20 protein-coding genes are annotated in these 22,214 nt (G+C 42.6%); 12 read left to right on the forward strand and 8 right to left on the reverse strand.

The features are described 5' to 3' along the window. Window positions 1-44: 44 nt before the first annotated feature. Window positions 45-530, reverse strand: coding sequence for an Lrp/AsnC ligand binding domain-containing protein (locus tag P255_RS08230; protein WP_004900472.1), 486 nt, complete (start codon window positions 528-530; stop codon window positions 45-47). A gap of 116 nt (window positions 531-646) precedes the next feature. Between P255_RS08230 and putA the strand changes: the two genes are divergently transcribed. Together putA and trmA are read left to right on the forward strand one after the other, a co-directional pair. After that, a complete protein-coding gene (gene putA / locus P255_RS08235) occupies window positions 647-4,405 on the forward strand; it encodes a trifunctional transcriptional regulator/proline dehydrogenase/L-glutamate gamma-semialdehyde dehydrogenase (protein ID WP_035365340.1) in 3,759 nt (1,252 codons plus the stop codon). Between the two features lie 159 nt (window positions 4,406-4,564). Further along, entirely contained in the window at window positions 4,565-5,650 is a 1,086-nt protein-coding gene (gene trmA / locus P255_RS08240) for a tRNA (uridine(54)-C5)-methyltransferase TrmA (protein WP_004900468.1), read from the forward strand. A 411-nt stretch (window positions 5,651-6,061) separates the two neighbouring features. Here the strand turns inward: trmA and P255_RS08245 are convergent, their stop codons facing one another. The 5 genes from P255_RS08245 to rutA all read right to left on the reverse strand — a co-directional run bounded on the left by P255_RS08245 (window position 6,062) and on the right by rutA (window position 10,345). After that, window positions 6,062-7,414: a solute carrier family 23 protein gene (locus P255_RS08245; protein ID WP_155756904.1), complete on the reverse strand. Its 1,353-nt coding sequence runs from the start codon at window positions 7,412-7,414 to the stop codon at window positions 6,062-6,064. 24 nt (window positions 7,415-7,438) lie between these two features. Further along, complete coding sequence (rutF, locus tag P255_RS08250) at window positions 7,439-8,029, reverse strand: NADH-dependent FMN reductase RutF (RefSeq protein WP_004900462.1); 591 nt, start codon at window positions 8,027-8,029, stop codon at window positions 7,439-7,441. Between the two features lie 67 nt (window positions 8,030-8,096). Then, on the reverse strand, window positions 8,097-8,477 hold the full coding sequence (gene rutC, locus P255_RS08255; RefSeq protein ID WP_004900459.1) for a pyrimidine utilization protein C: 381 nt from the start codon (window positions 8,475-8,477) through the stop codon (window positions 8,097-8,099). 12 nt (window positions 8,478-8,489) lie between these two features. Continuing rightward, on the reverse strand, window positions 8,490-9,230 hold the full coding sequence (gene rutB, locus P255_RS08260) for a pyrimidine utilization protein B (RefSeq protein ID WP_004900456.1): 741 nt from the start codon (window positions 9,228-9,230) through the stop codon (window positions 8,490-8,492). Beyond that, window positions 9,227-10,345 carry a pyrimidine utilization protein A gene (rutA, locus tag P255_RS08265; protein ID WP_004900453.1) on the reverse strand — a complete coding sequence of 373 codons (1,119 nt, stop codon included), beginning with the start codon at window positions 10,343-10,345 and terminating at the stop codon, window positions 9,227-9,229. Before rutA ends, rutB begins: the two co-directional genes overlap by 4 nt. A gap of 288 nt (window positions 10,346-10,633) precedes the next feature. Here rutA and P255_RS08270 point away from each other — a divergent pair, with 288 nt between their 5' ends. Continuing rightward, on the forward strand, window positions 10,634-11,281 hold the full coding sequence (locus tag P255_RS08270; protein ID WP_004900451.1) for a TetR family transcriptional regulator C-terminal domain-containing protein: 648 nt from the start codon (window positions 10,634-10,636) through the stop codon (window positions 11,279-11,281). Between the two features lie 33 nt (window positions 11,282-11,314). On the opposite strand, the gene P255_RS08275 is transcribed toward P255_RS08270, so the two are convergent. Next, complete coding sequence (locus tag P255_RS08275; RefSeq protein ID WP_004900449.1) at window positions 11,315-11,914, reverse strand: malonic semialdehyde reductase; 600 nt, start codon at window positions 11,912-11,914, stop codon at window positions 11,315-11,317. Between the two features lie 15 nt (window positions 11,915-11,929). Then, window positions 11,930-12,703, reverse strand: coding sequence for a pyrimidine utilization protein D (gene rutD, locus P255_RS08280; RefSeq protein WP_004900447.1), 774 nt, complete (start codon window positions 12,701-12,703; stop codon window positions 11,930-11,932). 459 nt (window positions 12,704-13,162) lie between these two features. Here rutD and P255_RS08285 point away from each other — a divergent pair, with 459 nt between their 5' ends. The 9 genes from P255_RS08285 (at window position 13,163) to P255_RS08325 (ending at window position 22,205) form a co-directional block, all read left to right on the forward strand. Further along, window positions 13,163-13,387 (forward strand): hypothetical protein, encoded by a 225-nt coding sequence (locus tag P255_RS08285; protein WP_035365127.1) that lies wholly within the window; start codon window positions 13,163-13,165, stop codon window positions 13,385-13,387. 130 nt (window positions 13,388-13,517) lie between these two features. Further along, a complete protein-coding gene (gene prmA, locus P255_RS08290) occupies window positions 13,518-14,417 on the forward strand; it encodes a 50S ribosomal protein L11 methyltransferase (RefSeq protein WP_004900441.1) in 900 nt (299 codons plus the stop codon). A 19-nt stretch (window positions 14,418-14,436) separates the two neighbouring features. Beyond that, window positions 14,437-15,267, forward strand: coding sequence for an MJ0042-type zinc finger domain-containing protein (locus tag P255_RS08295; RefSeq protein ID WP_004900438.1), 831 nt, complete (start codon window positions 14,437-14,439; stop codon window positions 15,265-15,267). A gap of 513 nt (window positions 15,268-15,780) precedes the next feature. Beyond that, window positions 15,781-16,050, forward strand: a complete 270-nt coding sequence (gene fis, locus P255_RS08300) for a DNA-binding transcriptional regulator Fis (protein ID WP_004751481.1) — start codon at window positions 15,781-15,783, stop codon at window positions 16,048-16,050. 69 nt (window positions 16,051-16,119) lie between these two features. Continuing rightward, a complete protein-coding gene (gene purH / locus P255_RS08305; protein ID WP_004900435.1) occupies window positions 16,120-17,694 on the forward strand; it encodes a bifunctional phosphoribosylaminoimidazolecarboxamide formyltransferase/IMP cyclohydrolase in 1,575 nt (524 codons plus the stop codon). Between the two features lie 97 nt (window positions 17,695-17,791). Next, entirely contained in the window at window positions 17,792-19,075 is a 1,284-nt protein-coding gene (purD, locus tag P255_RS08310) for a phosphoribosylamine--glycine ligase (RefSeq protein ID WP_004900432.1), read from the forward strand. 464 nt (window positions 19,076-19,539) lie between these two features. Continuing rightward, window positions 19,540-20,415: a MetQ/NlpA family ABC transporter substrate-binding protein gene (locus P255_RS08315; protein WP_004900429.1), complete on the forward strand. Its 876-nt coding sequence runs from the start codon at window positions 19,540-19,542 to the stop codon at window positions 20,413-20,415. A gap of 72 nt (window positions 20,416-20,487) precedes the next feature. Continuing rightward, on the forward strand, window positions 20,488-21,513 hold the full coding sequence (locus P255_RS08320; RefSeq protein WP_004900426.1) for a methionine ABC transporter ATP-binding protein: 1,026 nt from the start codon (window positions 20,488-20,490) through the stop codon (window positions 21,511-21,513). Beyond that, the gene (locus tag P255_RS08325; protein ID WP_004900424.1) at window positions 21,510-22,205 is read left to right on the forward strand and encodes a methionine ABC transporter permease; all 696 of its coding nucleotides are present in this window, start codon (window positions 21,510-21,512) and stop codon (window positions 22,203-22,205) included. Before P255_RS08320 ends, P255_RS08325 begins: the two co-directional genes overlap by 4 nt. Window positions 22,206-22,214: the final 9 nt, after the last annotated feature.

The raw sequence follows: 22,214 nt of genomic DNA on the forward strand, positions 1-22,214 counted from the left end.
GATTTGTTTCAGTCCATCAAAAAGGCATGCTCAAGCATGCCTTTTTATTTCTTGCTTTGTAATTTAATTTGTGTGGTTTCCTTCACCACCTGCATGACAGGATAACTACGGGTTTCCTTCACACCTGGCAAATGCCAGAGTACCTGCCCTGCTATACGGCGAAATTCGTCCATGTTTTGACTGCGAATTTTCACGACAAAATCAAAGCCGCCACTGGTCATATGACATTCTAGAATTTCAGGATATTGCTGCACCGCATCAATAAAATCTTCCAGCACATGGGGGGTAGTTTTATCCAGTAAAATTTCAACAAACACCAAAAAGCCTGCATGTAATTTCTCAGGGTTGAGATGTGCGTAATAACCCGAAATAAAATTTTCTTTATTGAGTTTCTGTACACGTGCCATCACTGCGGTTGGCGACAGGTTGACTGCTTCTGCCAATTTAATATTGGAAATTCGCCCATCTTTTTGCAACAAATCCAGAATTTTGAGGTCTGTACGGTCAAGGCTAAAAAAAGCATCTGTCATATAAATTATTCTCTAAAAATAACCCGAATTATAGTGAGTTATTCGGTAATTATTTTGCAATTATAGATTTAATCCACCTCTGGTTCAATTTTTTTAGCAACAGGACACGCGCCATGATGGAAACTGAAAAGGTCACTGCAACTCAATCGACCACTGTTACTGATATCACGGTTTTCGATGAAAAAAACAACTTCGAAAACACGATTAATCAGGCATGGCGCCGTCCTGAACCTGAAGCGGTTCAGCAACTTTTACAATTTGCCCAATTGCCAAGTGAATTGGACAAAAAAATCTATGAACTGGCATTCCGTTTATCCAGCGGTTTACGTGAGCGTAAAGCCTCTGCGGGTAAGGCAGGGATTGTGCAGGGTTTACTGCAAGAGTTTTCATTATCTTCTCACGAAGGCGTGGCACTGATGTGTCTGGCAGAAGCCCTGCTTCGTATTCCAGATACGGCAACCCGTGATTTGCTGATTCGTGACAAGATTAATCAGGGCAACTGGAAAGAACATGTCGGTCAAAGCAGCCTGATGTTTGTCAATGCAGCGGCATGGGGTCTGATGCTGACTGGCAAAATTATGCAGCCACAAAGCGGCATGAGTTTATCGGGTGTTTTAACAGGTATTTTGGCACGCAGTGGGCGCGGCATTATTCGTAAAGCTGTTGATGTTGCCATGCGCATGATGGGCGAACAGTTTGTGACAGGTGAAACCATTGAAGCAGCGTTGAATCATGCCAAAACTTTAGAAGCTAAAGGCTTCCGCTATTCATACGACATGCTCGGTGAAGCAGCATTTACTGAGCGTGATGCTGACCGTTATATGCAGGATTATGTTTCTGCAATTCATGCCATTGGTAAAGCAACCACTGATAAAGATGTTTATACAGGCGCAGGGATCTCAATTAAATTATCGGCGATTCACCCACGCTACCAGCGTTCACAGCATGACCGCGTTCATACCGAGTTGTATAGCCGCGTTTTAGAATTGGCTCGCTTAGCCAAACAGTACAATATCGGTTTAAATATTGATGCCGAAGAAACTGACCGTCTTGAACTGTCTCTAGAATTGCTTGAGCGTTTATGCTTTGAGCCAGATTTGGCAGACTGGAAAGGCATTGGTTTTGTCATTCAAGCCTATCAAAAACGCTGCTTCTTCGTAGTGGATTACATTATTGATTTGGCAAAACGCAGCAAAAAACGCCTGATGATTCGTTTGGTGAAAGGTGCGTACTGGGACAGCGAAATCAAGAAAGCACAAATTGACGGGATGAGCGACTACCCTGTTTATACCCGTAAAGTGCATACCGACTTGTCTTATATTGCCTGTGCGAAAAAATTACTGGCTGAGCCTGACTATATCTATCCACAGTTTGCCAGCCACAATGCGCAAACGCTCGCAACAATTTATCATCTCGCTAACCCAGAAAAATACTACGAAGGTCAGTACGAATTCCAATGTCTACACGGCATGGGCGAACCACTGTATGAAAATGTCGTCGGTTCAAAAGCTGAAGGAAAACTCGGTGTGCCATGTCGTATTTATGCACCTGTGGGTACGCATGAAACCCTGCTCGCGTATTTGGTGCGTCGCTTACTGGAAAATGGTGCGAATACCTCATTCGTGAACCGTATTGCTGATCAAAATCTAAAAATTGATGACCTGATTCAATCTCCAATTGAAGAAATCGAACAAGATGCCAAACAGGATAAAATCGTTGGCTTAAAACATCCATCTATTCCATTTCCAAAGAATTTGTACAGCCTAGACCGTACTAACTCCAAAGGCTTCGACCTTGCCAATGACAGTTGTCTAGAAGAATTAAATGCAGTTGCCAAACAATTCGCTCAGCATCAATGGCACAGTCAGGCACTGGTTGCAGGACAACTTGCTGAAACCAGAGGCAATAACCAAGCGGTGATCAACCCAGCCAACCATCGCGATGTGGTCGGTCACGTCAATGAAGCCACCATTGAGCAAGTTGAACAGGCATTGCAACAAGCACAGTCTCAGCATAGTACGTGGCAAAACACCCCTATTGCGTTACGTGCACAAGCGTTGGAACGTGCTGCCGACCTGATGGAAGAACGCTTGCTGGAACTGTTGGTGTTACTGTGCCGTGAAAGCGGTAAAACCTATGCCAATGCGATTGCAGAAGTTCGTGAAGCAGTTGATTTCTTACGTTATTACACAAAACAAGCACAGCATTTCCCAAATCAAAAAGCCTTACAAAGTCTGGGAACCATCTTATGTATTAGCCCGTGGAACTTCCCGTTAGCAATTTTCACAGGGCAAATTGCTGCGGCTTTAGTCACAGGAAACTGCGTGATTGCCAAACCTGCTGAACAAACCCCATTGGTTGCTTTCCAAGCCGTGAAAATGCTGCATGAAGCAGGTATTCCACAAGCCGTTCTCCAGTTCATGCCAGGTCAGGGTGAAACCATCGGGGCGAAACTCAGCCAAGATGCGCGTATCAGCGGCATTATGTTCACAGGTTCAACTGAAGTTGCGAAAATCCTGCAAAAAACAGTAGCGCAGCGTTTAACCCAACAGGGTCAACCTGTGACCTTGATTGCTGAAACTGGCGGTCAAAATGCCATGATCGTGGATTCATCTGCACTCACTGAACAAGTGGTGTTCGATGCAGTGAACTCAGCATTTGACAGCGCAGGTCAACGTTGTTCAGCACTACGTATTTTGTGTGTGCAAGAAGACAATGCAAAAACCGTATTGACCATGCTCAAAGGTGCAATGCAGCAACTTCGCGTGGGTAATCCTTACTTGCTCAAAACCGATATTGGCCCAGTGATTGATGCTGAAGCACAGCAAAACATTCAACGCCATATCAGCAAAATGCAAGGCAAAGGCTACCCTGTACATCAATTGATGTTTGATCAAACTGCGACTCAGGCTCAACTTGGACAAGGTACCTTTGTACCCCCAACATTGATTGAGTTACCGAACCTGAATGACTTAGAACGTGAAGTATTCGGCCCTGTGTTACACGTAGTAACCTATAAATACGGCGAACTGGATGCCTTGATGCAACAGATCAATGCCAAAGGATATGGTTTGACCATGGGCTTACATACCCGTATTGATGAAACCATTCAGAAAGTCGTTGATTCTGCACATGTCGGTAACCTGTACATTAACCGTAATATTGTTGGTGCAGTAGTTGGTGTGCAACCGTTTGGTGGCGAAGGCTTGTCAGGTACAGGGCCAAAAGCAGGTGGCCCGTTGTATTTGTACCGCTTAATGCAAGATCACGCATCAGCAGGTTTGACGACACCATTTGCGGTAAAAACCACATTGGTCGATCAAAATGCAACGGCAACGCAAAACTACCAAGCATTTAAAGCATGGGCTGCGAAAAACATCAGTGGCATCGACACAAATGCTGTTCCAAGCTTTATGGTCGATAAAATCTATGAATTGCAAGGCCCGACAGGTGAAAGCAACCAGTATGTGATTTTGCCACGTGAACGTGTGTTGTCACTTGCAACCACTGAACAAGAACAAGTTTATCAACTGCTTGCCATTTTCGCAGTGAACTCAAAAGCACTGCTAAAACGTGACAATGCATTCTTTGCCAAATATGCACAGTCATTGCCAAAATCCATTTTGGATGCCATCAAACTCACTGATGACATTGCCAAAGCTGACTACGATGCTGTGCTGCATCACGGTTCGCAGCAAGAACTTGAAGCGCTACAAAAAGTCATGGCAACGCGCACAGGTGCAATTGTGGGCATTACCCACATGGCGAACAACAGTGCGGATATTCCACTGGAACGTTTAGTGATTGAACGTGCGATTAGCATTAACACCGCAGCCGCGGGCGGTAACGCCAGCCTTATGACCATGACTGACTAAACTTTTCATTCCTTATTTCCTGGCTCTCCCTTAGCACCTCTGTAACTGTTTTGTTCGTTACAGAGGTTTTTTTATTTCATACAATTGCAGCACAAAACTAGGCTAAAGCAACCGAGTTTGTTAAGATGCCGTTTTCGTTTAACGTGTATTTTTTTGTTCATGACCTCTGCATATCAACAACAACTGCAAGCCAAAGTCGAGCGTATCCGCACCCAGTTTGCCGAATTTCAAACGCCAAATCTTGAAGTGTTCGATTCTCCCGAACAGCATTTTCGTATGCGCGCAGAATTTCGCATTTGGCATACCGACACAGATTTGTTTTATGCCATGTTTGAACGCAACACCGACAACAAAGAAAAACAAGTGGTACGTGTTGACAACTTCCCAATCGCAGCACAAAGCATTAATGATTTAATGCCTGTGTTGTTAAATGCACTCAAAGCACAGTCTGAACTCCATCACCGTTTATTTGAAGTGGACTTCTTGGCAACGCTTAGCGGTGAAATGCTGGTGACACTGATCTATCACCGCAAACTCGATGAACAGTGGATTGCTGCGGCTAAAGCGCTTGAACAACAACTCAATATTAAAATTATTGGTCGTAGCCGTGGGCAAAAACTGGTACTGAGCGATGACTTCGTGGTTGAACAGCTTGAAATCGATGGGCGTAACTATTTCTATAAGCAAATTGAAGGTGGCTTTACCCAGCCAAATGCCAAAGTCTGCGAAAAAATGCTGCACTGGGCATGCGATGTAGCAAATGATGCATCGGGACATTTGCTTGAGTTGTACTGTGGCAATGGTAATTTTACCCTACCGCTTTCACAAAAATTTGAGCGTATACTGGCAACCGAACTGGCAAAATCGTCAGTCCATGCTGCCGAGTGGAATATTGCCAAAAACCAGATTGAAAATATTCAGATTGCCCGTTTAGCTGCTGAAGAGTTTACCCAAGCCTTTCATGGCGAGCGTGAATTCCGTCGTTTACAGGAAGCACAAATCAACTTAAGCGAATATCAGTTTGATACCGTGTTTGTCGATCCGCCGCGTGCAGGAATTGACGATGCCACCTTACAACTTTTACAGCAGTTTAAACGCATCATTTATATTTCATGTAACCCAGACACTTTACATGACAACTTGAAAACTTTGAGTCAGACACACCGTATTCAACGTTTTGCTTTGTTTGATCAGTTCCCATATACCCACCATGTTGAAAGCGGCGTGTTGCTGGAAAAAATCTAAACTTTTAAGATCAAGCCACACAAAAAATTAAAGCCGATCAATGATCGGCTTTTTTTACGACAGAACATAATGAAAGAAGCCTTCAACCTGATTTCACTGAAAATTATTACTAAGGCTATTGAAAATAAATTAGGCAAGATGACGGAGTCTTACAGTTTTCAGCGTATCTTAGGACCAACCTTCGGTTTGACCTGAGAAGTGCTGCTTCGCAAGGCTTTCGGGATGAGTGGCACAGCCACGCAAGGGCAACCAACTTGCGCAGCTCTGCTGCTCATTGCAAACTCGGTCAAATACCATTACTTTAATTAAGCCATTGAAAAATAGCATCTTTCCAATTCAGCCCTGACCTCAAACATGCAACTGACATTTTCGTGTATCCAATTTCTCTAGAAATTTAATATCTGATTATTGTTATTTAGATACAACCTGCGATTCGCTTAATGCAGGTTCTTGAGTCAATTTGGATTGCACCGCTTTTCGGTTTAAGACCAGATTCAATAAAATTGCAGCAAAGGTTGCCGTGCCAATCCCGCCCAAATCAAACTGCCCGATATGCAATGAATAGTTGCCTGTCCCCATAATGATGGTGATTGCCGCCACCAGCATGTTGCCATTTTGAGCAAAATCAACCTGATTGCTCATCCAGATCCGAGCACCTGCAATGGTAATTAGACCAAAGACCACAATGGATGCACCACCCAAAATCGCCACAGGAATGGTACTGACCACAGCACCAAATTTTGGTGACAAGCCCAGTAACATTGCAAAAACACCCGCAATCACAAACACCAAAGTGGAATAAATACGCGTCGCTGCCATCACCCCGATATTCTCTGCATAGGTGGTCATACCTGTACCACCAATCGATGCAGACAACGTGGTACACAAACCATCGGCAAAAAAAGCACGTCCCATATACGGCGAGATATTTTGTCCAGTCATGGCACTGACGGCTTTGAAATGTCCCAAGTTTTCAGCGATCAGAATAATCGCCACAGGTGCAATCAACAGCATGGCATTTAAGCTAAATTCAGGGTGATGAAAGGTTGGCAGACCAAACCATGCAGCATTGGCAATCGGCGCAAAATCAATCGGCTTACCCAAACCCAAGACATTCGCCAAGATAAAATACAGCGCATATGACAACAACAAGCCAACCAGTAACAGTAAACGGCGTAACATACCTTTGGTAAAGACCGCAATCCCGCCAATACACAACACTGTCACCAGTGCCATCCATGTATCAAAGCTATTGCCCGATACCCCTTTAATGGTCACAGGTGCGAGGTTCAACCCGATGATCATCACGATTGAACCCGTCACCACAGGTGGCAGCAAGTTTTCAATCCATGCCGTGCCGATTTTCATAACCAGTAAACCAACCAGCATATAGACAATGCCGCAGGCAATAATTCCACCGAGTGCCAGTGCAATGTGTGGATTCACACCGACTCCGTTATAACCTGTCACCGCAGCCACTGCACCAATAAACGCAAAACTTGAACCCAAATAACTTGGGACGCGTCCACCCGTGATCAGAAAGAAAATAATTGTGCCGATACCTGTAATCAGCATGGTCAGACTTGGATCAAAACCCATCAACAATGGTGCAAGTACCGTTGCACCAAACATAGCGAAAGCATGCTGAATACCTAACACAAGGGTTTGCCCTGCAGGTAGGTATTCATTAGTTGCAACAGGGGTTTGCTCCAGATTCCCTTGATAAGGTCGCCATTGATTAAACCAACTTTCTTTCATAGTAATACTCCCTTGTTCATCAAGGTGTTGTCATGATTGATGGCGTGTCAAATGATGATAGGCACGATCAAAATAGATCAGCCCCTGCGCACCTGTATGATTGAGTTGTAAATCTTGCACTTCACAAAACAAAATGTCATGTGTGCCCATTGCCACGACTTGACTAATTTTACAGTCAAATGCCACCACTGCGTCAGTTAAAACAGGTGAACCTGTACTTAAAGATATCCATCGTCCTTGGGCAAAGCGCTCTGGCATTGGAGTTTTGCCACCAAACACATTTGACAGTTGTGTATGCTGCTGTGCCAATGTATTCACACATAGCACTTGGTTTGACTGGAATACAGGATACACCGATGCATTGCGGTTTAGGCACACCAATAGCGTCGGTGGGCTATCGGTTACACTACACACGGCTGAAGCAGTAAAACCTGCCCGACCTGCTTCACCATCGGTGGTGACAATATTTACGGCTGCCGCCAGATTACTCATGGCATTACGGAACTGTTGTTGGGTTGTATTTAACGCTGTCGCTGTTTTAAGAACATGATTTTCTGCTGCTTGTGTCATCATTTTATTCAATGCAGCAGCCGTTTGTGAACTCGGTTGTAAAATACTCATGGTTTGCTCCTTGCATACATCGCGGTTGCCCCTTTAAACAGGGTCAAATCACTGCCTGAAAAGTTGATTAAAGATGTGCAACTGAAGCAATTTCAACCAAGGCTTCAGCTTTGACCAAACCACATTGAATGCAATAACGTGCGGGTTTGTCGTTCGGGAAAAATTCGGCATAGACCTGATTAATCGCGGCGTAGTCCGCCCAGTCTTTAATAAAAATCGAATTAAAGGTCACGTCATCCATACTACCACCCGCAGTGACAATCACCTTTTGAATGGTTTCCAACACATAACGGGCTTGTGCTGCGGCATCACCAACATGCACCACATCGTTATTGGCATCGAGGGGCAATGTGCCTGAGACATAGACAATATTGTTGGCTTCGGTTGCAGGGACATATGGCGCAAGCGGTTTACCTGTTCCTTCTGGAATAATCACATTTTTTGGCATGGCAAAATCTCCTTAAACCGCTTCAGCTTTGGGTTGAGCAACTGGGTCAAAACTTTCTGCAAAATTTTGTGTGTCAGACACCCAACCGAAGAAGGTTTTGACATTAAATAAAGTCGCTTCATGCACTTCGACTGGCCCTGCCTGATAGCAGGCATCATCGAGCAGCACCCCGAAATATTCCAAAAAGAAACCATCACGCAAGGTTGATTCCACACAGACGTTGGTCGCAATGCCTGTAAACACCAGATTGCGAATGCCTTTGGCTCGCAAAATGCTGTCGAGTTGCGTATGAAAGAAACCGCTATATCGAGGTTTTTCAATCACAATATCTTGTGGCGCAGGTTGCAGCTCATCAATCAGTTCATAATCCCAACCGCCTTTAGACAAGAGCTTGCCTTGTAGTTCGGGCTTTTTCTTCATGGTCTTAATGGCATTGGATTTATGAAAATTCGGAGAGCCTTCGCCACCTGCTTCGACATAGTCAGCATCCCAACCATTTTTAAAGAAAATCACCTGAATGCCCACAGCATGCGCTACATCAATCGCCTTTTGAATTTGTTGTACGACTGGCTGGGTTTTCGATACATCAAACCCTGCCAAATCCAGATAGCCACCTAAACTGGTATAGGCATTTTGCATATCCACCACGATGAGCGCAGTTTGTTTGGCATCAAGCTGAATCGACTCAGGTTCCGCTTTTAAAATCGGTGCAGTGGCTGGGGTAAAACTGGCACGGATCGTTGAATGGTTCATGCGCTTTTCTCCATAGAAAAATCAGTCACTTGGCTTGGGACAATACTGTCTGCCAAAGTACGGCTTTTCATGAGTGGTTGAATTTTTTCACCAAAATCTTTAACCCCTAAAACAAAGTCATCGAAGGTCAGCAAAATGCCATCTGTGCCTTTGACTTCGGCAATTTCATCCAGCATGGCAGCCACTTTGACATAAGAACCCACTAAAGTTCCCATGTTGATATTCACAGGTGAAACGCTCGAAGCCATGTGACGAATATTGGTATCACTGCCTGAAATCTTATCTTTGCCTCCCTGATCTTGCAGCCAAGCAATCGCTTGCATGTCTGCACCCTCGTTATAGCTTTGCCATTTTGCGAAAGCCTGTTCATCGGTTTCATCTGCAATCACCATAAACAGCACAAAGGTACTGACATCACGCCCAGTTTTATCGGTTTGTGCTTTCAGGCGGTCATTGATTGAGGCATAAGCGGTTGGCGTATTGACGCCCTTACCAAAGACAAAGTTATAGTCGGCATATTGTACGGAGAATGCCAAACCCTCATCGGACTGACCTGCACAAATAATTTTTAAATCTTTGGATGGCTGAGGTTTCACCTGACAGTCATCCATTTGGAAAAATTCGCCTTTAAAGTCCGACTTTCCTGTCGCCCAAAGCTCTTTTAATACTTGAACATATTCCGACAAATACTGATAGCGCTTGCCAAAATACTCATCGCCTGGCCACATACCCATTTGGCTGTATTCGGGGCGTTGCCAGCCTGTAACGACATTCAGACCAAAGCGCCCATTAGAAATCGAATCCAGTGTCGCTGCCATACGCGCTACAATTGCAGGGGGCATGACCAGTGTCGCTGCGGTTGCATAAATCTTGATTTTAGATGTGACGGCTGCCAGACCTGACATTAAGGTAAAGCTTTCTAGGTTATAGTCCCAAAACTCGGTTTCACCGCCGAAACCCCGCAACTTGATCATCGATAAGGCAAAATCAAAACCATACTGCTCTGCGCTTTGTACAATTTCCTTGTTCAGCTCAAAGGTCGGTTTGTACTGTGGTGCATTTTTAGAAATGAGCCAACCATTGTTACCAATCGGACAAAAAACACCTACTTGCATACTGACACCTCGTTTATTCATAAGTGTAAAAATCAAGACTGTGGTGCACTCACAGAATTTGTATTATCAATTAAGCAATTTAAATGCCAATATTTTTTATTATTAAATTTCAATATATTGAGTTTATCTTATGGTTTTATTATTTAGACCATTTAGTCCAACTATTATCTAATTTGAAACACACACGCACAAGTCTCGTGCATTTTTTGCGCACTAATCTTTCAGTGATACCTATTTCAGTACAAGGATTTGCTACAATTGCCTGAAAATAGAATCAGGTTAGACCCGATGCACAATGAGCCACTTATTTCTGTAAAAAAAAGTAGAAATGCACAACAAAAACAACAACTGATTTTGCAAGCAGCACTGGATGTTTTCTCGACTTATGGTCTACAAGGTGCAAGCATGGAACAGATTGCCGATGTGGCAGGTATTTCCAAATCAAATCTGTTTTATTATTTTGCAGGGAAAGATGATTTATATGTCGCGGTACTGTCACAAGTACTGACTGCATGGTTAATGCCGCTGAATCAAATGGAAAAACAGCAAGACCCTGCGCAGGCACTGGGCAATTATATTGAAGCCAAATTTCAGCTTGCGAAAGATTCTCCACAAGCGTCGCGTTTATATGCGCTGGAAATGATGCAAGGCGCGCCGCATATCAGTACGATTTTAAAAAGTTCACTGAAAAAACTGATACAGCAAAAAACTGCAGTCATTAATGACTGGATTGAACAAGGTCGTTTAAAGCCTGTATCAGCGCTGCACTTAATTATTCATATTTGGGCAGTGACACAGCACTATTCGGATTTTGCAGTACAAACTCAAGCCATTTCAGGCAAAACCCTTAAAAATAAAAACTTCTATCAGGAAGCGTTGGCAACTTCGAAGCAACTCTTGATTGAGAGTCTTATTCCTGCGGCGGCTGAAAGTTAAGATGACAGGCATCACCTGCCATCTTGGAAAAATTTAAATGATTTGACAGGCATCTTCAAAACTTAACCGTGGCAAACGCCCATAAAGTTTCTCAGGATTGCCGTAACCGATATTGATCAACAGATTGCTTTTCCATGTGGTGCCTGACAAAAAGGTTTCATCCACTAAAGTTGGGTTAAAGCCCGACATTGGGCCTGTGTCCAAACCCAAACTACGACATGCCAAAATTAAATAAGCGGCTTGCATGGAGCTATTACGAAAAGCAGTTTCATGTGCGAGTTCAGGGCTAGAAGTAAACCATGATTTGGCATTGCCATGTGGAAATAACTCAGGCAGTTTTTCATAAAACTCGCTGTCATACGCCACCAAAACTGTCACAGGCGCAGTCATGGTTTTTTCTACATTGCCTGAAGATAACGCAGGTTTAAGTTTGGCTTTGGCTTCTGCACTTTGAATAAACACAAACCGCGCAGGTGAACAGTTGGCCGAAGTTGGCGCCATTTTCAGCAAATCATAAAGCTCCTGAAGCAACTCAGGTGCAATGACTTTATCTTGCCATGCATTATGCGTCCGCGCTTCGCTAAACAATTTTTCTAAAGCATATTCTTCCAGTTTTAAACTCAAACTATTCATGACTTTTTCCTTGATTTAAGAACATAAATATTGCAATACACACGAATTAAACCAATCTGCTTGGGTCACACTGCTGGCGTGCCCACCTGTTGGGTACAACTCAAAATCTGCATGGGGAATTAAGCGGGAAAGTGCCAGACCACGTTGCCAAGGCGCCAAAAAATCATCCTGATTGGCAATCACCAAAACTGGATGAGACACCTCTCGTGCAGTCTGTTCAGGCTGATATTGACGTAATGCCGCCAACCGTTTTTCTACATTTTCTAAAGGTGCAAAATGGGCAATCGCCTGTTGCTCCTGCTGGCACAGTTGTAAATCATGCGTTGAAATCCACGTAGGCGGATACAAAAACAAGGCTTGTGCCTGCACATAAGCCGCAACGCCTGCTTGCCGTAACAACGTCAAACGTGTAGCAAAACAACGGTTGGTATGTGCATCAAGCCGATCCCATGCATTGACCACGACCAGTTTCTCTACAAGTTGTGGTACTTGACGTGCGAGCTCCAAACCAATAAAACCACCCAAAGCATGCCCAATAAAATGACACTGAGTGATTTTTTGCTCTTCTAAAATCTGCCGTAACTCATCTGCCATCATGGGTAAGTTATACCCGTCTGGTAAGATTTCACTCTCAGGTAAAACCCCAGTCTGATCATAGGTCAGCACATGGAACTGTTGCTGCAAATGAGTAATTTGTGCTTGCCAGTACTGCGCATGTCCACCCAAACCCGAACTCAACACCACTGTTTTGGCTTGAGAGCGTACTGACCGATAAAAAGAAACTGCCATTTTTTAAACCAAATAGTCCAAATTTATTATTTTAGTAGCAATAAAAATGCCAGTTTTAGAATGGTGAATTATTGTATTGCCTTATAAATCTTTTATTTATATTAAAAAATAATATACTTAGCAGATTTTTTTAAATCCAATCAAGGCAGGTGTTTTTAAAATTTATACCAAAAAATAAAATTTATAACTTATTCAACCTCAAGCATAATTTCAATTTTGAAGCATCAATAGCTCACTTGAATGTTTGATTGATCAAATCACGCCATACGGGTCAGAGCCATGAATTTGTAAATAAATATGACAACGATCATAAATTTATTTACTTGTTTTTGATTACAATTTCATGAAAACCACTATTGCTTAACACAATCTCCATTTTTCCTATAACTTTAGCCAACTTGTTTTTTTATTTTTTTAAATTATATTCCGAACTATCTTAGGTTGCGTTACGAAGGCTTTATGAGTTTTTTGCAGAAATTTTTTGGTGCACAAGACAGCACAAATGACCGCAAAAATCATGTGGCATGGGTTGAAAATGATTGTGCATGTAAATCCAATGAACAACTCCTTCAAACTTTAGCTTTAACTCAGGATGAGGATGTAATAAAAGGAATCAAGCGCATACTACTTTCACGTGGTTTCAGCCGCAAAGAATTAAATCAGCTGACTTGCCCAATTCAATAGTCCTGACTTGCAAAATAGCCACCCTCAATGCGGTGGCTATTTTATTTTGAGACATATAAGTGTACAAACTCCCCAAGCGCAGCCGATTTCGTTACAATACCGCTTTGTTCTAAACATTTAGGTTATTTGCGTGAAGTGGTTACAAATACATATTACTGTTGATCAAGCACAAGTTGATTTTACTGAAACATTGTTACTTTCTTTGGGCGCAGTCAGTGTCACTCTAGATGATGCTGAAGATCAGGCATTGCTTGAGCCACTTCCAGGCGAAACTCCACTTTGGAACAAGGTGATTGTAACAGGCATCTACCAACAAGATGACAGCGAACAAATCGATGTTGATAGCCTAATCAAATTTGTTCAGGAACAGCTTCCAGAAGCGCCTGTACGTTTTGACGAACTTGAAGATCAAGCATGGGAACGCGCATGGATGGACTATTATGAGCCAATCCAGATCGCTGAAAAATTCTGGATCGTGCCTGAATGGTTAGAAGCACCCGAGGCAGATGCAACCAACATTAAACTTGATCCAGGTCTAGCGTTTGGTACAGGCAATCACGCAAGTACTTTCTTGTGTTTACAATGGCTCGGCAGCATCGATCTCAAAGACAAAATTGTGGTTGATTATGGCTGTGGTTCTGGCATTTTAGGTGTTGCAGCACTGCTATTGGGTGCGAAAAAAGTTTATGCAACGGATATTGATCCGCAAGCTGTACTTGCAACCAAACAAAATGCTGAACTCAATGGCGTACTTGACCGTTTGTTTGTTGGCTTACCTGAAGAATTTAACGCCGAGTTCAAGAGTCAACAGGCAGATGTTTTGGTCGCCAATATTTTAGCTGCCCCTCTCATGGCACTTGCACCAGAATTTGCGAAATTACTTAAAGCTGATGGTGAATTTGCTTTAGCAGGCGTTATTGAAGAGCAAGTCGAAGATGTTTCTGGAGTTTATCAAGAATTCTTTGATATCTTGAACATCGAAAAACGCGAAGAAAACTGGTGCCGTATTTCAGGTAAACGCCAAAGCTAATCCGTTTTAGGCAATCACTATGTGTGACATACAAACCCAATGCCCAAACTGCAAGACACAATATCTGATTTCTCCAACTCAGCTGTCGATTGCACAGGGCATGGTTTGTTGTGCCAAATGTGACCAGAATTTTAACGCGTATGAATTATTAAGCCATTCGCCTTATATTGTACAATTAGACAGCCAATTTCAGAATGTTACCTTACTCACCCATCATCAAATTCATGAGCGTGGCGGTGCAGAAGCAGTACTGGCGATTTTTGACCGTAAACTTGATTCATCAAATACCGATTTGCTCAATTACCTAAATAGTCACCAGTTTGGTGAAGAGCATCGGTTTGACTTAAAAAAACCTGATTCTTTTTTTAATTTTTCAAAAAATACCTCAACTCGATTTTTTAACTTAAGTATTCACGCATTTTTATTTGTTCTGAATCTGGTCGTGTTTGGATTTGTCGTGAGTCAAATTACCAATAACAATAGCGACCTGAAACAGCAGTTTCCTTTACTGGCTATTTTTTCAACCCACACATGCAGCATGGTTCAATGCAACACTAAAACCGTCAATGCGTTACAAGTTGAGGCAACTCATATTTATGACGACTACCCGGGGTTAACCACGATTACAGGAAAGCTGATCAATAATAGCGATCATCCACAAAGTTTACCGAGCATACAAATCATTACCGCGCAAAAAGTATTCAGTTTTATACCTACGCATTACCTGCCACTTCCGCAACAACATAAACAACACGTAGATGCAAAACAAACTCAATATTTTCGTATCGATATTCCATCACATGACGCGCATCAACCCTTTAAATTGCAACTCAAACCATCGTTAAACTAGATCACAGAAAAAAATACCCAAACACCAACCATCAATTAAATCTATAGCCTTGTACAAGTTTTCGCTGTTTATGATATTTTTTATTCAGTGGGGGAATTTGTGTTTTTAAATAATCTATAAAAGCAATTTTATAAATATTTTCAATTAAAAAAAACGATAAAAAATAGCAATTTTTTGCATTAATTTTACTCACTTTTTATATGACAGTGGTATGATACGCGCCACGAAAGCTTGACCACACAAACATCTCGTAGAAATTCCCATAATGAAATAAATTGCCAGATGTGCATTATCCCCATATTGCGCATGTAGCAGTTTTTTTATTTTAAAATTTGGGCTGTAACATTTCTTTAACAAAAGTTACGCTTATTTTTTAACCAATACAGATAATGTATGGCAAGCTAGTTACTTATTTTTAATATTCTCTTCACAAGCTGAATTGGGTATTTTTTAACCTTTTATAAACTCAACCACTTTTACCCTAGTGGTTATAGATTATTCGGATTAAAACGCATGAATAGCAAATCTCCTATTTTTACTGCACAATCTGATGTAGCGCTTCGCATCCACGTGGATCGCGCAGTTCGTCATTATTTTGCACAACTGCAAGGCGAGCAACCTGCTCAGGTATATGACATGGTGCTAGCAGAAATGGAGAAACCTCTTTTATCTGTTGTTTTAGAATACACTCGCGGCAACCAAACTCGCGCTGCTGAAATTCTAGGACTAAACCGTGGTACTTTGCGTAAAAAGTTAAAAGCTCACGGTTTAATGAGTGAATAAATGATAAAATGCTCACGTCGTCGTGGGCATTTTTTTTGCCTAAATGTTTAATCTGAAGACTTGAAAATCATGACTATTAAGCGCGCTTTAATCTCAGTTTCTGATAAGACTGGTATTGTTGAATTTGCTCAAGAACTTGCAAATTTGGGTATTGAACTTCTTTCTACTGGCGGTACATATAAGTTGCTTAAAGACAACAATATTGCTGTCGTTGAAGTATCTGAACATACTGGTTTCCCTGAAATGATGGATGGTCGTGTTAAAACCCTACATCCAAAAATTCACGGTGGTATCCTTGCTCGCCGCGGCCTAGACGAAGCGGTTATGCAAGAACACAACATCGACCCGATTGATCTTGTGATCGTGAACCTTTATCCATTTGCAGCAACTGTTGCAAAACCAAACTGTTCACTTGCAGATGCGATTGAAAACATCGACATCGGTGGTCCTACTATGGTTCGTGCTGCGGCTAAAAACCATGCATCTGTAGGCATCATCGTCAATGCGTCTGACTACGCAACTGTTGTCGCTGAACTTAAAGCAAACGGCGCATTGTCTTACGAAACCCGTTTTGACTTGGCTGTTAAAGCATTTGAACATACTGCTCAATACGACGGTATGATCGCTTCTTACCTTGGCGCTCGCGTAGGTAAAGAAGAAGGTCAAGCAGAAAAATTTGCTCGTACTTTCAACACACAATTAGTGAAAGCACAAGACCTTCGTTACGGTGAAAACCCGCATCAATCAGCTGCTTTCTATGTTGATCCTGCTGCAAAAGAAGCATCAGTTTCTACATCTAAACAGTTACAAGGTAAAGAATTATCTTATAACAACATCGCGGATACCGATGCAGCACTTGAATGTGTGAAATCTTTCGCTAAACCTGCATGTGTCATTGTAAAACATGCCAACCCTTGTGGCGTTGCGGTATCTTTAGACGGTATCAAAGCTGCCTATGACCTTGCATATGCAACTGATCCAGAATCTGCATTTGGTGGCATCATTGCATTTAACCGCGAGTTAGATGTTGAAACAGCGAAAGCCATTGTTGAACGTCAGTTCGTTGAAGTGATCATCGCACCAAGCATTGCTGAAGGCGTACTTGAAGTGACTGGCGCGAAGAAAAATGTTCGCGTATTGGTTTGTGGTGAACTTCCTGCAATCGATGCACGTGCACCACAACTTGACTACAAACGCGTAAATGGCGGCTTGTTGGTTCAAGACCAAGACTTGGGCATGATCAAAGCTTCTGACTTGAAAGTTGTGACTAAAGTTGCTCCAACTGAACAAGAAATTGATGACCTGATCTTTGCTTGGAAAGTTGCAAAATACGTGAAGTCAAACGCGATTGTTTATGCAAAAGGTCGTCAAACTATCGGTGTTGGCGCAGGTCAAATGAGCCGCGTAAACTCAGCTCGTATTGCTGCAATTAAAGCAGAACATGCGGGTCTAGTGGTTGAAGGTGCAGTTATGGCATCTGACGCATTCTTCCCGTTCCGTGATGGTATCGACAATGCTGCAAAAGCAGGCATTAAATGTATCATCCAACCGGGCGGTTCTATGCGCGATGAAGAAGTGATTGCAGCAGCAGATGAACACGGTATTGCGATGGTGTTCACAGGTATGCGTCATTTCCGTCACTAATTGAACAACAATTAAGACATTATAGATCATTGCACAAAGTCCTCTCTATTTCATAGCTGAGGGCTTTGTGCCCTTTCGATTCATGGAGTATGAACCGATGAATATTCTCGTTTTGGGTAGCGGTGGTCGTGAACATGCCTTGGCATGGAAAATCGCGCAAGATGCAAAAGTCAGCAAAGTCTTTGTAGCACCAGGTAACGCAGGTACTGCAACGGAAGAAAAATGTGAAAATGTACAACTGGATATTCTCGACAATCCAGCCATCATTGAATTCGCAAAAAATAATGATGTCGCTTTAGTTGTTGTCGGTCCAGAAGCGCCACTTGTCAATGGTGTGGTCGACGCTGGTCGTGCTGCAGGTCTTAAAATTTGGGGTCCAACTCAATACGCTGCACAACTTGAAGGTTCAAAAGCTTTTGCCAAGCATTTCTTGAAACGTCATAACATTCCAACTGCATTCTATGATGTGTTCACAGAAGTAGACGCAGCGAAAGCCTTTGTTGAACAGCATGGCGCACCAATCGTCATTAAGGCGGATGGTCTTGCAGCAGGCAAAGGCGTAATCGTTGCCATGAGCAAAGACGAAGCGTTTGCTGCTATTGATGACATGTTGGCAGGCAACAAGTTTGGCGATGCTGGCTCACGTGTGGTGATTGAACAGTTCCTTGCAGGCGAAGAAGCATCGTTCATCTGTATGATCGACGGTCAAAACATTTTACCAATGGCAACTTCACAAGATCACAAACGTATCTTTGAAGGTGACCAAGGTCCAAACACAGGCGGTATGGGTGCATATTCTCCTGCTCCTGTCGTGACTGCTGATGTATTTGAACGTGTGATGACCCAGATCATGCGCCCAACTGTTGATGGTATGGCAGCAGATGGTCATGTCTATACAGGTTTCTTGTATGCAGGCTTAATGATTGACGAACAAGGTCAACCTCGTGTCATCGAGTTCAACTGCCGCTTTGGTGATCCAGAAACCCAACCGATCATGATGCGTTTACAATCTTCGTTGGTTGACTTGGTTGAAGCTGGTCTTGAAGGCAACTTACCTGCAGAAGCACAGTGGGACGAGCGTAAATCGATTGGTATCGTACTTGCGGCTGAAGGTTATCCTGAAAGCGTTCGTAAAGGCGATGTGATTTCGGGTCTAGGTCAATCTCCTGAAGGCACAAAAGTCTTTCATGCAGGCACAGCAACCAATGCCAAAGGACAAATCATCACTTCAGGTGGTCGCGTACTCTGCGTGACAGCGTTGGGTGACAGCGTTCTTGAAGCACAAGTCAATGCATTGGAAGTCTGTGGTCAGATTACCTTTGATGGTATGCAATACCGTAGTGACATCGGTTACCGTGCGATTGCCCGCGAACAAGCGTAAACTCCGATTTTTATCCTAAAAACGCTCTTTCGAGGGCGTTTTTATTTTTGCAGTCTTAACCACAAATTTTCATATGATTTGTGTTTTTTATTGTTTTGACTTAAAAAGACAAAACTTTATACTGCCAGCTTTCTAGCTCAGATATACTTTTGTGAAAATATTTCGATGAAAATCAATTGTGCAACATACAGATTCTATATGCTCCCCTATTGTGCATTTTATTTTCTTGGTATCATGAGCACAATTTTCACACTGATGTAACTGATCTATGACTTGTCTGTCTGCTACACATCAGTCTTGACAAGTATCAACATCATTTTCAATACACTCATCGATAATCGATTTCAGCATATTTGCTGCTATGTAGTAGTGCGTAGAAATTATGATCGGTCAGTGAATGTATTTGTCATGTTCTGAAGTTTCATCCAAACACTGAACATTATTGACTTAGGGACACACACCTCATGAAAAAATTATTGGGCGTTGTTTTAGGTACAAGCGTACTCCTTGCGGCTGGTTGCAGTAAAAATGCACCTGAACAAAGCAACAACACGAAAGCTGCCGATGCAGGTCAACCACAAAAAATCGTATTGGCATCGACAGGTTCAGACGCTGATATCTGGCGTTATATTGCAACATTGCCTGAGACCAAAAAAGCAGGGATTGACCTCAAAGTCCAAAACTTCACTGACTATGTTGCCATGAACACTGCGATTGCCAACAAAGAAGTCGATGCAAATGCATTCCAGTCATATGCTTACTTGGTGGCATATAACGCAAGCAATGAGAAGAAAATTGCGCCTGTTTCGACAACTTACCTTGAACCAATGGGTATTTACTCAAGCAAATACAAGAAAGTTGATCAGTTCCCACAAGGTGCAAGCGTTGCTATTCCTAACGATGCAGCCAATGAAGCACGCGCGTTATTGTTATTACAAAGCGCAGGCTTAATCAAACTAAAAACTGGTTTTGACCCAGCCAAAGGCACACCAAACGACATCACTGACAATGCCAAGAAAATTGACATTAAACCAATTCAAATGGCAACTGCAGTACGCGCAAAAAATGATGTTGACGCCATTGTTCTAGGCAACACTTTGGCAATGGAAGGTGGTTTGAATGTACTGAAAGATTCTATCTATTATGAGCCAGTCGATCAGTCAACCAAACTCAATGTCAACATTGTTGCAACTGCTGACTCACGTAAAAATGACCCTGCACTAAAAAAACTGGGTGAGCTTTACCACACTGAAGCAGTGAAGAAATATGTTCAAGAACATTTTGCGGGCACAAAAGTAGATGTAAATAAACCAATCAGCTACCTGACTGAAAGCAAATAGTCATATAATGTTGTCAACGAACAGGCAAAGCTTCTTTGCCTGTTTTTTCTTTTTCGCATAGTTTTTGACCACATGATTCAATTTAAAAACATTTCAAAACACTATCAGCTCAAAGGGCAAACACTGCGCGCGCTCGATCAGATCAATCTCGAGATTCCTGAAGGCAGTATCTTTGGCATTATTGGCTATAGTGGCGCAGGTAAAAGTACGTTAATTCGTTTGATCAACTTGTTGGAACGTCCAACAGAAGGTCAGGTTATCATTCATGACAAAGATTTTACTGCTTTAGATGCGCGTGCATTACGTCAAGAGCGTGCCAATATTGGCATGATTTTCCAGCACTTCAATTTGCTTGAAACCAAGACAGTAGCAGAAAATATTGAAATGCCAATGAAATTACTCGGCGTCAGTAAAGAAAAACGCCAGGCTCGTTTAGATGAACTGCTGTCCTTTATTGATCTGAGCCATAAAAAAAATGCCTACCCTGACGAACTGTCTGGTGGTCAAAAACAGCGTGTCGGGATTGCCCGTGCGCTTGCCAATCATCCTAAAATTTTGCTGTGCGATGAAGCAACCTCTGCACTTGACCCACAGACGACACAATCTGTCTTGGCTTTATTGAAAAAAATCAATAAAGAACAAAATATTACGATTGTTATGGTCACCCACGAAATGGACGTGATCGAAAGCGTCTGTGATTATGTTGCGGTCATGGAGTCTGGAAAAGTCATTGAAACAGGTAAAACGGTTGATATTTTCAGTAAGCCACAGCAACCGACCACCAAAAACTTTATTCAGACTGTGCTACAGCAACAATTGCCACGCAATATTCTCAAGCAGCTTGAACATCAGCATGAACACAGCATTTATTGCTTGCAGTTTTTAGGTCAATCGGCACAGCAACCTGTGATTCAGGCCATGATCAAACAGTTTGATATTAGCCTGAATATTTTGTTTGCCAACATGACTGAAATTGACGGTACAGTGATTGGTCAGATGTTTGTACAGATTTTGGGTGATTCTGCCATCGTCGCTCAAGCAACAGACTACCTCAAACAGCAAGGGGTTGAAGTTCGTCAGCAAGGAGAACAATCATGAGAGACTGGATTGTACAATGGTTGACTGAAGTGACTCAGCCGTTCTGGCACAGCTCTTTAAGCATTGATCAGTTTGTCACAGCCTTGCAAGAAACCTTTCAAATGGTGTTCTTCTCCCTGATTTTTGGGGGAATCTGGGGGCTGATTCAGGCAATTATTTTATTGGTTACACGCCCAGCAGGGATTTTGCCAAACCCTGTGATTTATCATGTACTCAATCCGATTGTAAATGCCTTGCGTTCTTTACCTTTCATTATTTTGCTGATTGCGGTGATTCCATTTACTCAGTGGCTGGTGGGAACATCGATTGGTACGTGGGCAGCGATTGTGCCTCTAACTATCTATGTCGGGCCATATATGGGACGCCTGATCGAAACTTCATTGCTTGAAGTTAATGAAGGAATTATCGAATCGGCACAGTCAATGGGTGCAACACCGTGGCAAATCATTTTCAAGTTTATTTTGCCTGAAGCGCGTAGCTCCCTGATTTTAAACATGACCACTGCTACCATTAGTCTGATCGGTGCAACTGCTATGGCAGGTGCTGTCGGTGCAGGCGGGATTGGTGACTTGGCAATTTCTTATGGTTATCAGCGCTTCGACAGTAGCGTAGTAATTTTAACCGTGATTGTGCTATTGATTTTGGTTCAGATTGTACAAACACTCGGTACTTGGCTTGCCAAATTACGTTAAATCAATGCT

This window comes from Acinetobacter brisouii CIP 110357 (assembly GCF_000488275.1).
In the GTDB taxonomy this organism is placed as follows: domain Bacteria; phylum Pseudomonadota; class Gammaproteobacteria; order Pseudomonadales; family Moraxellaceae; genus Acinetobacter; species Acinetobacter brisouii.